Genomic DNA, 14236 nt, shown 5'->3' with positions numbered 1-14236 from the left:
TCAATCAAAATAATACCGATTTTACTAATAAAGATGGCGTGTCACGCTCTCCCGGTCAATGTCTTTCAGGAGAATCCTTATGCTCGCGATGCAATACCGTTTCACCCTGCCCGCCGATTACGACATGGCGATCGTCCGCCGCCGCATCGCCGATGTCGGCCACCGGCTCGACGCCTGCCCGCAGCTGATCGTCAAAGCCTATCTGTACGCGCAGCGCAGCGAAGGCAGCGCCGAGAATCTCTACGCTCCCTTCTACCTGTGGAACAGCGGCGCCGGCATGAGCGACTTCCTGATCGGCGAGGGTTTCAGGGGCCTCAGCCAGGCGTTCGGCTGGCCGCGCGTCAATCACTGGCTGCCGTGGCTGGCGCATTTCGATCGTCCTCATCTGGCCGAGGCCGCCTGGGCGACCTGTCAGGAAAGGGCCATCGCCCCCTACAGCGATCTGCCTGCGCTGCGTCGGCAACAGCAGGCGGCGCCCGGCGCGCTGGCCTCCATCGTGGCGTTCGATCCCGCCGAGTGGCGGTTAGTGCGGCTGGATGTCTGGCGTGAACCGCCGCAGGCGCGGCCGCAAAACGGTCAAGTGTTCCGCGTCGGCCATCTGTCCGCGCCCTTTGACCACACTGCGCCGCGGGTTGACAGTCAAACTTGATATTGATAATCATTATCAAAATTGCATATTCATTTGCGGCTCGCGGGATGCGGGCCGCTATCCGGGGTCAACCGTCATGTCGTCATCACCAATCACACCTTACGCCACCACCTGCTGCATCGTGGGAGGCGGCCCCGCCGGGCTGATGCTCGGCTATCTGCTGGCGCGGGCGGGGATCGATGTGACGGTGCTGGAGAAGCACGCCGACTTCCTGCGCGATTTTCGCGGTGACACCATTCACCCGTCGACGCTGGAAGTCATGCACCAGCTGGGTCTGCTCGACGAACTGCTGACGTTGCCGCACCAGCGTGCGGAGTCCCTGCACGCCGAAGTCGCCGGGCGCGACATCAAGCTGGCGGATTTCACCCGCCTGCCGACGCGCTGCAAATTTATCGCCTTTATGCCGCAGTGGGAGTTCCTCAACTTTTTGGCCCAGCAGGCCGCCGCCTTCCCCAACTTCAGGCTGCTGACCTCGACGCAGGTTCACCAGCTGCTGTACGACCGCGGCCAGGTGTGCGGCGTGCTGGCCGACACGCCGGAAGGCCCGATCCGCGTGCGCAGCCAGTTGGTGATCGGCACCGACGGCCGCAACTCGGTGGTGCGCGAACAGGCGGCGCTCAGCAGCCGATCCTTCGGCGCGCCGCGCGACGTAGTGTGGATGAAGCTCAGCAAGCAGCCGGGCGATCCGGCCTGGTCGATGGGCCATACCGGGCCGAAACAGAACTTCATCATGATCGATCGCGGCGACTACTGGCAGTGCGGCTATTCGATCGACAAAGGCAGCTTCGACGCGATCCGCCGCAGCGGGCTGGAGAAATTTTTACTGCACCTCGCCGAGGTGGCGCCATTTCAGGACGATCGCCTGCAGGAGATCGTCGAGTGGGATCAGGTAAAACTGCTGAGCATTCGCATCGATCGTTTGGATCGCTGGGCCAAACCGGGGGTGCTGTGCATCGGCGACGCCGCGCACGCCATGTCGCCGATCGGCGGCGTGGGCGTCAACCTGGCGATTCAGGACGCGGTGGCCGCCGCCAACGCTCTGATCCCGCCGCTGCGCCAGCATCGGCTGCAGCTGAAGCATCTGCTGAGCGTGCAGCGCCGGCGCGAATTTCCCACCCGGGCCATCCAGTTTCTGCAGATCAAAATGAGCCAGCGCAAACCGGGCGAACGCCGCGCGGCGGGCGGCTCGCGCCTGATCGCCCGCGTCGGCAACAGCCGCTGGCTGCCGCGCCTGTTCGGCCGCATCATCGGCCTCGGTTTTCGCCGTGAAACGCCGCGGCATCTGTCCAACGAAACCTGCCCGCCGGAATAGCATTGGTGATTTTTTCATCGCGCCGTATAATGGTTAAATCGAACGATTTAATTAACTGGAGCGATTAAATGTACGCACTCACCGCGAACGAGGCCAAAACCCAATTCGGCGATTTGCTGCTCAAGGCGCAGCGTGAACCGGTGCAAATCAATCGCAACGGCAAACCGGTCGCCGTCGTCATGTCTGTAGAAGATTACCAGGCGCTGGAAGATCTCAAATTAAGCGCACTGCAGCAAAAAATCGCGCAGGCTACCGCCGAGGAAGACGCCGGTAAGGCGGTAGACGGCGATGCCTTCTTCAACCGTCTGCTCACCGATGAAACAGACTGAGATGCCCGCGTTTCGCCTCACCCCGCAGGCCCAACAAGATCTGCTGGCTATTCGTCATTTCACCATCGAGCACTGGGGCCAAGCGCAATCTCGCCGCTATCTTGAGCAGTTGAGAGAGGTCATGCATCATTTGGCAGATATGCCGGAAGCGGGTAAAGCTCACTTCCACGATCTGGGCGAAGAGATACGCAGTTTTCCTTACGCCAGCCATAGGATCTACTACCGCAACCGCCCTGCCGGCATCACCGTTCTCGCCATTCTGCATCAGGCGATGGTGCCTCACCGGCATCTGGAACAACGGCTGTAATTTTTCTTACTCAAAGGGGCACTGATGTTCACCGTTCGTCAGGCATTGCTGGAAGATTTAACCCTGGTGCGCGATATCGGCATCCGCACCTATCGCGCCCACTTCGGTGAGCTGTGGCGCTACCCGCACGAGCTGGAAGCCTTTCTGGCGGAGGATTTTTCCGTCTCCGCACTGGAACGGACGCTGCGCGATCCCGACGTGTGCTGGCTGTTGGCCTATGAGAATGACGCCCTCGTCGGCTATGCGCGGCTCAACGTCGACAGCCTGCTGGCGCCAACGCAAACCCGCGGCGCAGAGCTGCAGAAAATCTATTTCCTGCCGGGCCATGCCGGCAATGGCTATGGCCAGCGCCTGTACGAACAGGTGCAGCTGCGGGCCATCGAGCGCCGGCAAAAAACGCTGTGGCTGGAAGTGCTGCAACGCAACACCCGCGCCCAACGTTTTTATCAGCGTCAGGGATTGAGCATTTGTGGCGAGACCTGCTACACCAGCGCCCAGGGCTCGATAGGCATCTGGTATATGAGCAAGGCGCTGTAACCGCGCCCCGCTCCGCCGTCGTTTAGCGCGGCTCCCGCTGCAGCATCAGGAACAGCAAGGCAAACGCATTGGGCGCCAGGTAGATCAGCGCCCCCAGCTGCACCGCCAGCGGATCCTTCTTGGCCTGCCAGGCCATGAACCAGTCGCCGGCGACCACCATAAAACCGACGCCCCACACCGCAATTGCGCAAAGCGCCCCCAGCATCGCCCAGGCTTTGCCCTTGGCGAAGGCGGCATAAGGGCCTTTCAATCGCCCGATCATCAGCGCCACGCCCGCGGCCGCGAATAGGCCGGCCAGCGCTTCCAGCGTAGTGATGACCGCCAACCCCAACATGCAGGCCCAGTCGGCGCGGATCGCGCGCCACATCAGCCCCGGCGTTTGATAAGTATCCTGCATGGCGAGCAGCGGCCCCACCGCATTGCGCGCGGTGCCGGCGAAATCCGCCGTATTGTTCAACAGGCTAAACAGCCCCCACAGGGCCGGAAACAGAGACAGGACGATGCAACCGAGGCGTGACACAGTGATTTCGTTCATGGTTATCCTTAATGAATAAACGGGTGGCTCCCGTCCTCATGACGGGACCGCTATTGAGATCCTGATAGTTTGACGTGCACAATGTAAGAACTAATCTTACAATGACGCAGCATAGCCGAAAGTGAGGAGGAACAATGGGCAGAACACTAACGGTAGATCTGGGTGACGAACTGCGTAGCTTCGTCGAAGACCTGGTGGCCAGCGGCGATTACCGAACGCCCAGCGAAGTCATCCGCGAATCCGTGCGCACTTTGCGCGAACGTACCGCCGCCTCAAAACTGGAAGAGCTTAGGCGCTTGATCGCCGAAGGAGAGAACAGCGGCGAAGCCGTCGAATGGGATCGTGATGTGTTCATGGAAAGAATACGGGGCAAAGCAAAAGGATGCGCAGGAGAGTAACCGTTCGTCCAAAAGCGTTGGACGATATGGAAGAGATCTATTTTTACGGGTTGGCGCACTTTGGCTTGCAGGTGGCCGAAGATTATCTGCGCCGCCTGCATCAGGCTTTCGATAACCTTAGCCACCACCAACTCGGCAAAAACATCGATGCAATCGGCCCCGGCCTATGGGTATTGCCCGTCGCCAACCACCTGATTTATTTTCGACAGCACAGGCGGGAGGTGAATATCATCAGAGTGCTGCATCATTCCCGCGATCCGCTCAGCCAATCCTTTTTCAGCTGACCCAACGTTAAATCGCCACCAGCCCGCGGACGCCGTCCTGTTCCATATTGCTGCCGGCGCCGCGCTGCACGATGCTGCCGCGCGACATCACCAGATAGCTGTCCGCCAGATCGGCGGCGAAGTCATAGAACTGCTCCACCAGCAGGATCGCCATATCGCCCCGCGCCGCCAGCTGTTTGATCACCGCGCCGATCTCCTTGATCACCGAAGGCTGGATCCCTTCCGTCGGTTCGTCGAGGATCAACAGCTGCGGCCGGCAGGCCAGCGCCCGGCCGATCGCCAGCTGCTGTTGCTGCCCGCCAGAGAGATCGCCGCCGCGCCGATCCTTCATTTGACGCAGCACCGGAAACAGTTCATAGATCGGATCCGGCACCGCGCGCGCGTCGGCGCCGGAAAAACGCGCCAGCCCCATCAGCAGATTTTCCTCCACCGTCAGGCGCGGGAAAATTTCCCGCCCCTGCGGCACATAGGCGATGCCCGCCTGCACCCGCTGATGCGGCTTTTTACCGGTGATGGCTTCGCCCCGCCAACGGACGCTGCCGCTGCGCGCCGGGACCAGCCCCATCAGGCATTTCAGCAGCGTGGTCTTGCCCACGCCGTTGCGCCCCAGCAGGCAGGTCACCTCGCCGATGCGCGCCTCGAACGACAGGCCGCGCAGAATGTGGCTGCCGCCGTAATATTGATTCAATTCCTCTACCTGCAGCATCATTACGCCTCCTCAGCGCCCCAGATATACCTCAATAACTCGCTCATCGGCCTGCACCTGCGCCAGCGATCCTTCCGCCAGCACCTGCCCCTGATGCAGCACCGTCACGCGATCGGCGATGGTCTCCACAAACCCCATATCGTGCTCCACCACCATCAGCGAATGCTTGCCCGCCAGCTCGCGGAACAGTTCGGCGGTGTAGTCGGTTTCGGCGTCGGTCATGCCGGCCGCCGGCTCGTCGAGCAGCAGCAGGTGCGGCTCCTGCACCAGCAGCATGCCGATCTCGAGAAACTGTTTCTGCCCGTGGGACAGCAGCCCGGCGGGCCGGTGGCGTTCATGCCCCAGCCGCAGGGTCTTCAGCATCTCGTCGATGCGGTCGCGCTGTTCGCTGCTCAGGCGGGCGCGCAGGCAGGCCCACACCGACTTACGGGTTTTCTGGGCGATCTCCAGATTTTCGAACACCGTCAGCGCCTCGAACACCGTCGGTTTTTGAAACTTGCGGCCGATGCCGGCGTGGGCGATCTGCATCGGCGCCAGCCGGGTCAGATCGACGGTCTGATCGTAAAACACCCTGCCGCTGTCCGGCCGGGTCTTACCGGTGATCACATCCATCAGCGTGGTCTTGCCGGCGCCGTTGGGGCCGATCACGCAGCGCAGTTCACCGACGCCAATGCGCAGCGACAGATCGGTCAGCGCGCGAAAACCGTCGAAGCTGACGTTGATATTGTCGAGCTGCAGCACCGGATCGGTTTGCTGCCGGTATTTATCCGCCGGCAGCGGGTGGGTAAACAGTTCGTCGGTCACTTGCATCGCCTTCATGAGCTTTTCCTCCGACGCAGCAGGCCAATCACTCCTTTCGGGAGAAACAGCGTGACGACGATAAACATCAGGCCGAGGAAAAACTGCCAGTATTCGGGAATGGCCATGGTGAACCAGCTCTTGGCGCCGTTGACGATGCCGGCGCCGAGCAGCGGCCCCACCAGGGTGCCGCGCCCGCCGAGGGCGACCCAAATGGCGGCCTCGATCGAGTTGGTCGGCGACATTTCGCCGGGGTTGATGATGCCGACCTGCGGCACATAGAGCGCGCCGGCCAGCCCGCACAGCACCGCCGACAGCGTCCAGACGAACAGCTTGAAGCCCTTCGGATCGTAGCCGCAGAAGGTCAGGCGGTTTTCCGCATCGCGCACCGCGGTCAGCACCCGGCCGAACTTGCTGCGCGCCAGCACAAAGCCGATGGCCAGGCTGGCGGCCAGCAGCAGCACCGTCGCCAGGAACAGCGCCACCCGCGTGCCGGCGGCGGTGATGGGAAAGCCGAGCAGCGTGGTGAAACCGGTAAAGCCGTTATTGCCGCCGAAACCGGTCTCGTTGCGAAAGAACAGCAGCATGCCGGCATAGGTCAGCGCCTGGGTCATGATCGAGAAATACACCCCTTTGATTTTCGAGCGAAAGGCGAAGTAGCCGAACAGGAAAGCCAACAGGCCCGGCACCAGCACGATCAGGCACAGCGCCCAGGCGAAATGCTGGGTGCCGCTCCAGAACCACGGCAGCTCATTCCAGGAGAGGAACGCCATAAACGCCGGCAGCCCGTCGCCCGCCGCCTGCCGCATCAGGTACATGCCCATGGCGTAGCCGCCGAGCGCGAAGAATAGCCCGTGGCCGAGCGACAGCAGCCCGGCATAGCCCCACACCAGATCGAGCGCCACCGCCACCACCGCGTAGCACCGGATCTTGCCCGCCAGCGTCAGGGTATAGGTGGACACCGCCAGCGGATGATCCGCCGGCAACAGCGTCATGAACGGCATCACCAGCAGCGCCAGCAACGCCAACCCGCCGATGCTCAACGCCAGCCGGGGCGCTTTCTGCACGCCGGTTACGGTCAATGGTTGGCTCATCAGTCAATCACCCTGCCCTTAAGGGCGAACAGCCCCTGCGGACGCTTTTGAATAAACAGAACGATCAGCACCAGGATCAGGATCTTGCCCAGCACGGCGCCGATCTGCGGTTCGAGGATCTTGTTGACGATGCCGAGACCGAAGGCCGCCGCCACCGTCCCCGCCAGCTGGCCGACGCCGCCGAGCACCACCACCAGGAACGAATCGATGATGTAACCTTGCCCCAGCTCCGGCCCGACGTTACCCAACTGCGACAGCGCCACCCCGCCGAGCCCGGCGATGCCGGATCCCAACCCGAAGGCCAGCATGTCCACCCGCCCGGTGGGCACGCCGCAGCAGGCCGCCATCGCGCGGTTTTGCGTCACCGCGCGCACGTTCATGCCGAGCCGGGTCTTGTTCAGCAGCAGCCAGGTCAACGCCAGCACCAGCAGCACGAACGCGATCACCGCGATGCGGTTCCACGGCAACACCAGGTTCGGCAACAGCTGCACGCCGCCCGACAGCCACGCCGGGTTGGCGACCTCGACGTTCTGCGCGCCGAACAGCACCCGCACCAGTTGGATCAGCACCAGGCTGATGCCCCAGGTGGCCAGCAGGGTTTCCAGCGGCCGGCCGTACAGGTGGCGGATCACCGTACGCTCAAGCGCCATGCCGATCCCGGCGGTGATGGCGAACGCCACCGGCAGCGCCGCCAGCGGATAGAGCGCCAGCCACTGCGGCGCAAATTGCTGAAACACCCCCTGCACCAGATAGGCCGAATAGGCGCCGAGCATCAGCATTTCGCCGTGCGCCATATTGATGACGCCGAGCAGGCCGTAGGTGATCGCCAGGCCGAGCGCCGCCAGCAGCAGGATCGAACCGAGCGACAGGCCGCTGAACGCCTGGCCGAGCAGATCGCCGATCATCAGGCGGTGCTGCACGCGCTGCAGGCTGCGTTGCGCCTCGGCGCGCACCGCGGCGTCCGGCTCATTGGCCGCGTCGGTCAACGCCTGCAGCCGCGCGCGGGTTTCCGGCTCGCCCGATTCCCCCAGCAGCCGCACCGCATTGAAACGCACCTGCGGGCTGGCGTCGGCCAATTGCAGGTTCGCCAGCGCAATGCTCAGCGCGTCGCGCACCTGCGGGTCTTTCTCCTGCGCCAGCCGCCGGGTCAACAGCGGCAGCTGCTCGCCCTGCGCTTCGCGCTGCAGCGCGGTCGCCGCCTGCAGCCGCACCGCCGCGTCCGCGCTGACCAGCCGCTGCGCCGACAACGCATTGGCGATCAGAATGCGCAGCCGGTTGTTCAGCCACACCTTCTTCGGCTCGCCAACCGGGGCCGCCTCACCTTCAAGCGGCAGATAGCGATCGCCCTGGCGGATAAAGGCGCGCTTCGCCTCGTCGATCGCCACGGTTTCCTGCTGCAGCCCCTGCAGCAACGGCAGGCGCGCGGCGTCCGGCTCGGCCGCCCACGCCTGCAGCAGTTTGGCCTGCTGCGCGCGATTGGCCGCCGCGAACTCATCGGCCGGCCTGGCCTGCGCCAGCAGGGGCCAGGCGCACAACAGCCACAGCCCGGCGCGCAGAGAGGATAAAAACGGAGATTGCATCAGCTGCCTCTTCTGTTGGGCCGGCGCGCGTCGAGCCGCGCCGGCGCTGAGTGACGTTACTTGCCGCCTTTCACCGGGTAATCCGGTTTTTTGTCGTTGCCGGCGATATAGGGACTCCACGGCTGCGCGCGCACCGGCGCTTCGGTCTGCCACACCACGTTGAACTGCCCGTTGCCCTCGATCTCGCCAATCATCACCGGTTTGTGCAGGTGGTGATTGGTCTTGTCCATGGTCAGCGTGAAGCCCGACGGCGCGGCGAAGGTTTGCCCGGCCATCGCGGCGCGCACCTTATCGACGTCGGTAGTGCCGGCCTTTTCCACCGCCTGCGCCCACATGTGGAGGCCGACGTAGGTGGCTTCCATCGGATCGTTGGTCACCGCGGTGGCGTAATTCGGCAGATTGTGCGCCTTGGCGTAGGCTTTCCACTGGCTGACAAACTGTTTGTTGGTCGGGTTATCCAGCGATTCGAAGTAGTTCCAGGCCGCCAGGTTGCCCACCAGCGGTTTGGTGTCGATGCCGCGCAGCTCTTCCTCGCCGACCGAGAAGGCGATCACCGGCACGTCGGTGGCCTTGACGCCCTGGTTGGCGAGTTCTTTGTAGAACGGCACGTTGGAATCGCCGTTGATGGTGGAGATCACCGCGGTGTTGCCGCCGGCGGCGAATTTCTTGATGTTGGCGACGATGGTCTGGTAATCGCTGTAGCCGAACGGCGTATAGACCTCTTCGATATCCTTGTCCTGCACGCCTTTGCTGTGCAGGAAGGCGCGCAGGATCTTGTTGGTGGTGCGCGGATAGACGTAATCGGTGCCCAGCAGGAAGAAGCGCTTGGCGCCGCCGCCGTCCTCGCTCAGCAGGTATTCCACCGCCGGGATCGCCTGCTGGTTCGGCGCCGCGCCGGTGTAGAACACGTTCGGCGACATCTCTTCGCCTTCGTATTGCACCGGGTAGAACAGCAGTCCGTTCAGCTCCTCAAACACCGGCAGCACCGACTTGCGCGACACCGAGGTCCAGCAGCCAAACACCGCCGCCACCTTGTCCTGGCTCAGCAGCTGGCGCGCCTTTTCGGCGAACAGCGGCCAGTTGGAGGCCGGATCCACCACCACCGGCTCCAGCTTTTTGCCGAGCACCCCGCCTTTGGCGTTGATCTCGTCGATGGTCATCAGCGCCACATCCTTCAGCGGCGTCTCGGAAATCGCCATGGTGCCGGAGAGCGAACTCAGAATGCCGACCTTGATGGTGTCGGCGGCCTGCGCGCTCCAGGCCAGGCCCATACCGATCGCGGCGGCGGACAGCGCAAAAGCTTTGATAAAACGACGACGTTGCATAGTTCAAACTCCCGATGTGTGTGAAATCAAAATTGTTGCGCCGAGCGCGCAGGCTGCTGAGCCCGCGCCTGGTGCAACATGTGCAGCGTTATTTTTCGTACCTCTGCCTTGCTGACGGCGATGTGCTCGCCGAGCAGCGTTTGCGCCGCCCCGCTTTGCCGCCGCAGGATCGCCTGCAAAATGGCGGCGTGCTCGCGGTAGGTGGCGTCCACCCGCGCCTGCTGGGTGAAATCCAGCCGGCGAATGATGCGGATCTTTTCGGTCAGTTCGCGGTGAATGCGCGCCATTTCGCCGTTGCCCGCCGCGGCCACCAACGCCTGATGAAACTGCTCATCGTGCTGCGACACCGCCTTGCCGTCCGCCAGGCGCGGCGCTGCGGTCCAAAAATGGCTCAGCGCCGCCAGCGCGTCCGGCGTTTCCCCGGCCGGGCGTTCGCACAGCCGTTTCACCGCCTCTTGTTCCAGCACGATGCGCAGGTCGTACAGCTCTTCGAAGTAGGCGAAGTCGAACGGCCGCACCTGCCAGCCGCTGCGAAACAGCACCTCGACATAGCCTTCGCGCTCCAGCCGAAACAGCGCCTGACGCACCGGCGTGCGGCTGGCCGCCATGCGCTGCGCCACGTCGCTTTCGCTGAAGCGATCGCCCGGCAGCAGGCGAAACTCGAAGATGTCGGCCTTGAGCTGCAGATAAATGCGCTCCGCCAGCCCCTCCGGGCGCGCCTTGTGCTCTCCGTTGGTGATTTGCATCATCGCTCCTCCGTTCAGACCGCCTTTTCCAGCCACAGCAGGGCGTCGCCCGGCCCGACCGGCCGCCCCTGCCGACAGCTGATGCGTTTAACGATCCCGGCGCGCGGCGCGGTGACCGCCAGCTCCATTTTCATCGCCTCGACCACGATCAGCGGCTGCCCGGCCGCCACCGCCTGCCCCGGTTCCACCAGGATCTTCCACACGCTGCCGTTCAGATCGGCGCTGACCAGATCGCCGTCGATGGCGTCTTCTTCCTCCGGCGGCAACAGCTGCGCCTCGGCCTCGTCGTCATCGCTGCGCCAGCGCGCCACTTCGGCGCTGAACGCCTGTTGCTGGCGATGCTGGAAGTCGGCGATCGCCTCGGCGTTGTCGGCCAGGAAACGGGTGTAGGCGGCGAAGTCGAACTCGCTCTCTTCGATGCGCACCTGCATGCGCCCTTCACGGAACGCTTCGCGCTGCTCGTCCAACTCTTGCTCGCTGACCGGATAGAAGCGCACCTGATCGAAGAAGCGCAGCAGCCAGGGTTCACCGGCGGTGAACTGCGGGTTTTTGAGAAACTTGTTCCAGATCGGCAGCGTGCGCCCGACCAGCTGGTAACCGCCCGGCGAGTCCATGCCGTAGATGCACATGTACATGCCGCCGATGCCGACCGTCCCTTCGGCGGTGTGGGTGCGCGCCGGGTTATATTTGGAGCTCAGCAGGCGATGGCGCGGATCGAGCGGCACCGCGCAGGGCGCGCCGAGGTAGACGTCTCCCAGCCCGAGGATCAGGTAGCTGGCGTCGAACAGAATGTCGCGCACCTGCTCGCGTTGGCTCAGACCGTTGATACGCTGAATGAAATCGACATTGTTCGGCAGCCAGGGCGCCGAGGCGCGCACCGTCTGCTGATAGCGATCCACCGCCCCCAGCGTGGCCGAATCCTCGAACGCCATCGGCAGCCAGACGGTGCGCGTCGGCACCTTCAGGCGGCTGACGTCCCCCAGCGCCCGTTCGCGCGCCAGCAGGCGCTGCAGCAGGTCGGCCTGGCTTATCAGCCGGCTGTCGTAGCGGATCTGCAGCGAACGCACGCCCGGCGCCAGCTCCGCTACACCCGGGATCGCCTCCTGCCGCAGCGACTGCATCAGCAGATGTATGCGCAGCCGCAGCGCCAGATCGAGCACGTTGTCGCCGTACTCCATCAGGATGTAGCCGTCCCCCGCCTGGCGATACGCCACCGCCGGGCGCCCGTCCGCCGCCGGCAGCGCCGCCAGCACCGCGGCGGAAATGCTATCCGCCGGGGCGAGATCCGGCGGCGGCAGGGTGATGGCCTTCACCGCCGCCAGCGCTTCGATGCTGCCGAGCTGCGCCTGCTCCAGCGACTGCGCCTGCCGGAAGCCGATCGGATGGAACCGGATGCGGTCGCCCGGCTTCACCTGCCCCACTTTCCCCAGTTCGGCCTTGGCGATGGTCACCGGGCAGACGAAGCCGCCGAGGCTGGGCCCGTCGCGGGTCAGGATCACCGGGAAGTCGCCGGTGAAGTTGATGGCGCCGATGGCGTACTCGCAGTCGTGCACGTTGGAAGGATGCAAACCGGCCTCGCCGCCGTCCTCCCGCGCCCACTCGGGCTTCGGCCCCGCCAGGCGCACTCCGAGGCGGTTGGAGTTGTAATGCACCTGCCAGTCGGTGGCGAAGAAGGCCTCTATCGATTCAGCGGTGAAAAAGTCCGGCGCGCCGTGCGGCCCGTACAGCACGCCGATGTGCCACTGGTCGCCGTAGTGCGGGATCAGGCTGTCGTCCATCGCCTGCGGCGCGGCGATCGGCGCCGGCGTGGTGCTGGCCGCCAGCGCCGGTTGGGCGATCGCCAGCATGTCCGCCACGCGCAAGGTGCGCCCGGCGTGGCCGCCGAACTGGCCCAGCGCGAAGGTGGAGCGGCTGCCGAGATACACCGGCACGTCAAAGCCGTTGCGTACCGCCAGATAAGTGCGGCAGCCGTGTGTGGCGCGCCCCAGCGTCAATACCTGCCCGGCCCGCACCGCGATCGGCCGCCAATACGCAACCGCCTCGCCATCCAGTTCGGCCGGGCAGCTCGCGCCCGTCAGCGCGATGGTGGCGTCGCAGTGAAAGCGCAGCGTCGGCCCCTGCAGGGTAAACTCCAGCCCGGCCGCCGCCGGGTGGTTGCCGACGATGCGGTTGGCCAGTCGAAACGCGAAGTCGTCCATCGGGCCGGACGGCGGCACGCCGATGTCCCAATAGCCGAGGCGGCCGGGATAATCCTGCACGCTGCTGTAGGTGCCGGGTTGCAGCACTTCGAGGCAGTGCGGCTGGAAACGCACATCGTCCAGCAGGCGCGTCCAGACGTCGCCGCGCTGAAATTGCGGCGTGGCGATCACCTGCCGCAGGTAGTCGAGGTTGGTGGTGATGCCGTGCAAACGGGTCGCCGCCAGCGCCACGCGCAGTTTTTCCAGCGCCTGCGCCCGATCGGCGCCGTGCACGATCAGCTTGGCGATCATCGGGTCGTAAAACGCCGACACTTCGCTGCCGGTCGCCACCCAACCGTCGAGGCGCACGTCGTCAGGGAAATGCACCTCGGTCAGCACGCCAGGGCTGGGCTGGAAGTTTTTCAGCGGATCTTCGGCGTAGAGACGCACTTCGATCGCCGCGCCCTGCGGCGCGCGTTGCAGCGCCGCCCAATCCAGCGCGTCGCCCGCCGCCACCTGCAGCATGCATGCGATCAGATCCAGGCCGGTGACCATTTCGGTGACCGGGTGCTCGACCTGTAAGCGGGTGTTCACTTCCAGAAAGTAAAACTCGTCGCGCGCGGCGTCATAGATAAACTCTACGGTGCCGGCGCTGCGGTAATTCACCGACTCGCCCAGCGCCACCGCCGCCCGATGCAGCGCCTGGCGAGTCGCCGCCGGCAGGTGCGGCGCCGGGGTTTCCTCCACCACCTTTTGGTTGCGCCGCTGCAGCGAACAGTCGCGCTCGCCGAGCGCCGCCACCCGCCCCTGGCCGTCACCGAAAATCTGTACCTCGACGTGGCGCGCCCGATCGACGAAGCGTTCGATAAAGGCGCCGGCGTCGCGGAAGAACTGCTCTCCCAGCCGTTTGACGCTGTCGTACGCGTCGCGCAGCGCCGCCTCGTCGTCACAGCGCGTCAGACCGATGCCGCCGCCGCCGGCGGTGCTTTTCAGCATCACCGGGTAGCCGATGCGCGCGGCGGCGGTAACCGCCTGCTCAACGCTCTCCAGCAAGCCGGTGCCCGGCGTCATCGGCACCCCGGCCAACGCCGCCAGCTCGCGCGCCCGGTGCTTGAGGCCGAACTCGCGCATCTGCGCCGCCGTCGGGCCGATAAAGGCGATGCCCGCCGCTTCGCAGGCATCGGCAAACTCGGCGCTCTCGGACAAAAAGCCGTAGCCGGGGTAGATCGCCTGCGCGCCGGTGGCGGCGGCCGCCGCGAGGATCTTGTCGATGCGCAGGTAGCTGTCGGCGGCCTTGTCGCCGCCGAGCGCCACCGCCCTGTCGGCCTCGGCGACGTGCGGCGCATTGCGGTCGGCGTCGGAGTAGACCGCCACGCTGGTGACGCCCAGGCGTTTCAGGGTGCGAATGGCGCGGCAGGCGATTTCGCCGCGGTTAGCGATCAGTACGGTAGTAAACATG

General features: G+C 64.6%; 15 protein-coding genes. 7 read left to right on the top strand and 8 right to left on the bottom strand.

The genetic code is table 11. The annotated features are described in order from the left end of the window. The first annotated feature begins 79 nt into the window (after positions 1–79). From IT763_RS06540 to IT763_RS06520, 5 genes are all read left to right on the top strand, one after another. Positions 80–649 (top strand): DUF4865 family protein, encoded by a 570-nt coding sequence (locus tag IT763_RS06540; RefSeq protein WP_206195274.1) that lies wholly within the window; start codon positions 80–82, stop codon positions 647–649. Positions 650–725: 76 nt separating this feature from the next. Beyond that, on the top strand, positions 726–1961 hold the full coding sequence (locus tag IT763_RS06535; protein WP_028128268.1) for an FAD-dependent oxidoreductase: 1236 nt from the start codon (positions 726–728) through the stop codon (positions 1959–1961). A 68-nt stretch (positions 1962–2029) separates the two neighbouring features. Next, positions 2030–2290, top strand: coding sequence for a type II toxin-antitoxin system Phd/YefM family antitoxin (locus IT763_RS06530; protein ID WP_016928576.1), 261 nt, complete (start codon positions 2030–2032; stop codon positions 2288–2290). 1 nt (position 2291) lies between these two features. Then, complete coding sequence (locus tag IT763_RS06525; protein ID WP_028127915.1) at positions 2292–2597, top strand: type II toxin-antitoxin system RelE/ParE family toxin; 306 nt, start codon at positions 2292–2294, stop codon at positions 2595–2597. Between the two features lie 24 nt (positions 2598–2621). Next, positions 2622–3134, top strand: coding sequence for a GNAT family N-acetyltransferase (locus tag IT763_RS06520; RefSeq protein WP_016928578.1), 513 nt, complete (start codon positions 2622–2624; stop codon positions 3132–3134). 22 nt (positions 3135–3156) lie between these two features. On the opposite strand, the gene IT763_RS06515 is transcribed toward IT763_RS06520, so the two are convergent. Continuing rightward, positions 3157–3669 (bottom strand): DUF2165 family protein, encoded by a 513-nt coding sequence (locus IT763_RS06515; protein ID WP_016928579.1) that lies wholly within the window; start codon positions 3667–3669, stop codon positions 3157–3159. 134 nt (positions 3670–3803) lie between these two features. Between IT763_RS06515 and IT763_RS06510 the strand changes: the two genes are divergently transcribed. Together IT763_RS06510 and IT763_RS06505 are read left to right on the top strand one after the other, a co-directional pair. Next, positions 3804–4067 carry a type II toxin-antitoxin system ParD family antitoxin gene (locus IT763_RS06510; RefSeq protein ID WP_049299497.1) on the top strand — a complete coding sequence of 88 codons (264 nt, stop codon included), beginning with the start codon at positions 3804–3806 and terminating at the stop codon, positions 4065–4067. After that, on the top strand, positions 4052–4351 hold the full coding sequence (locus IT763_RS06505) for a type II toxin-antitoxin system RelE/ParE family toxin (RefSeq protein ID WP_042783942.1): 300 nt from the start codon (positions 4052–4054) through the stop codon (positions 4349–4351). Before IT763_RS06510 ends, IT763_RS06505 begins: the two co-directional genes overlap by 16 nt. A 7-nt stretch (positions 4352–4358) precedes the next feature. Here the strand turns inward: IT763_RS06505 and urtE are convergent, their stop codons facing one another. The 7 genes from urtE to uca are packed head-to-tail and all read right to left on the bottom strand — an operon-like array spanning position 4359 to position 14235. Then, positions 4359–5057, bottom strand: coding sequence for an urea ABC transporter ATP-binding subunit UrtE (gene urtE, locus IT763_RS06500; protein ID WP_028127913.1), 699 nt, complete (start codon positions 5055–5057; stop codon positions 4359–4361). A gap of 12 nt (positions 5058–5069) precedes the next feature. Further along, positions 5070–5876, bottom strand: a complete 807-nt coding sequence (gene urtD / locus IT763_RS06495) for an urea ABC transporter ATP-binding protein UrtD (protein ID WP_019454685.1) — start codon at positions 5874–5876, stop codon at positions 5070–5072. After that, positions 5873–6949: an urea ABC transporter permease subunit UrtC gene (gene urtC / locus IT763_RS06490; protein WP_206195273.1), complete on the bottom strand. Its 1077-nt coding sequence runs from the start codon at positions 6947–6949 to the stop codon at positions 5873–5875. The genes urtD and urtC overlap by 4 nt, the downstream gene beginning before the upstream one ends. Next, positions 6949–8529 (bottom strand): urea ABC transporter permease subunit UrtB, encoded by a 1581-nt coding sequence (gene urtB, locus IT763_RS06485; protein WP_206195272.1) that lies wholly within the window; start codon positions 8527–8529, stop codon positions 6949–6951. Before urtB ends, urtC begins: the two co-directional genes overlap by 1 nt. Positions 8530–8585: 56 nt before the next feature. Then, the gene (gene urtA, locus IT763_RS06480; RefSeq protein WP_033640971.1) at positions 8586–9854 is read right to left on the bottom strand and encodes an urea ABC transporter substrate-binding protein; all 1269 of its coding nucleotides are present in this window, start codon (positions 9852–9854) and stop codon (positions 8586–8588) included. A gap of 26 nt (positions 9855–9880) precedes the next feature. Next, positions 9881–10600 (bottom strand): GntR family transcriptional regulator, encoded by a 720-nt coding sequence (locus IT763_RS06475; protein ID WP_028128266.1) that lies wholly within the window; start codon positions 10598–10600, stop codon positions 9881–9883. Between the two features lie 14 nt (positions 10601–10614). Further along, positions 10615–14235 (bottom strand): urea carboxylase, encoded by a 3621-nt coding sequence (uca, locus tag IT763_RS06470; RefSeq protein ID WP_206195271.1) that lies wholly within the window; start codon positions 14233–14235, stop codon positions 10615–10617. Position 14236: the final 1 nt, after the last annotated feature.

The organism is Serratia sp. CMO1, assembly GCF_015689115.1.
In the GTDB taxonomy this organism is placed as follows: domain Bacteria; phylum Pseudomonadota; class Gammaproteobacteria; order Enterobacterales; family Enterobacteriaceae; genus Serratia; species Serratia marcescens.
Note: the sequence above shows the minus strand (reverse complement) of the source record. Positions and strands in the feature narration are given on the sequence as shown.

Bases quoted from the DNA above. Each gene is read 5' to 3' on its own strand.
- IT763_RS06515 (WP_016928579.1), bottom strand. From the start codon at position 3,669: ATGAACGAAATCACTGTGTCACGCCTCGGTTGCATCGTCCTGTCTCTG.
- IT763_RS06530 (WP_016928576.1), top strand. From the start codon at position 2,030: ATGTACGCACTCACCGCGAACGAGGCCAAAACCCAATTCGGCGATTTG.
- IT763_RS06510 (WP_049299497.1), top strand. From the start codon at position 3,804: ATGGGCAGAACACTAACGGTAGATCTGGGTGACGAACTGCGTAGCTTC.
- IT763_RS06540 (WP_206195274.1), top strand. From the start codon at position 80: ATGCTCGCGATGCAATACCGTTTCACCCTGCCCGCCGATTACGACATG.
- IT763_RS06525 (WP_028127915.1), top strand. From the start codon at position 2,292: ATGCCCGCGTTTCGCCTCACCCCGCAGGCCCAACAAGATCTGCTGGCT.
- IT763_RS06505 (WP_042783942.1), top strand. From the start codon at position 4,052: ATGCGCAGGAGAGTAACCGTTCGTCCAAAAGCGTTGGACGATATGGAA.
- IT763_RS06475 (WP_028128266.1), bottom strand. From the start codon at position 10,600: ATGCAAATCACCAACGGAGAGCACAAGGCGCGCCCGGAGGGGCTGGCG.
- urtA (WP_033640971.1), bottom strand. From the start codon at position 9,854: ATGCAACGTCGTCGTTTTATCAAAGCTTTTGCGCTGTCCGCCGCCGCG.
- uca (WP_206195271.1), bottom strand. From the start codon at position 14,235: ATGTTTACTACCGTACTGATCGCTAACCGCGGCGAAATCGCCTGCCGC.
- IT763_RS06520 (WP_016928578.1), top strand. From the start codon at position 2,622: ATGTTCACCGTTCGTCAGGCATTGCTGGAAGATTTAACCCTGGTGCGC.
- urtE (WP_028127913.1), bottom strand. From the start codon at position 5,057: ATGCTGCAGGTAGAGGAATTGAATCAATATTACGGCGGCAGCCACATT.
- urtB (WP_206195272.1), bottom strand. From the start codon at position 8,529: ATGCAATCTCCGTTTTTATCCTCTCTGCGCGCCGGGCTGTGGCTGTTG.
- urtD (WP_019454685.1), bottom strand. From the start codon at position 5,876: ATGAAGGCGATGCAAGTGACCGACGAACTGTTTACCCACCCGCTGCCG.
- IT763_RS06535 (WP_028128268.1), top strand. From the start codon at position 726: ATGTCGTCATCACCAATCACACCTTACGCCACCACCTGCTGCATCGTG.
- urtC (WP_206195273.1), bottom strand. From the start codon at position 6,949: ATGAGCCAACCATTGACCGTAACCGGCGTGCAGAAAGCGCCCCGGCTG.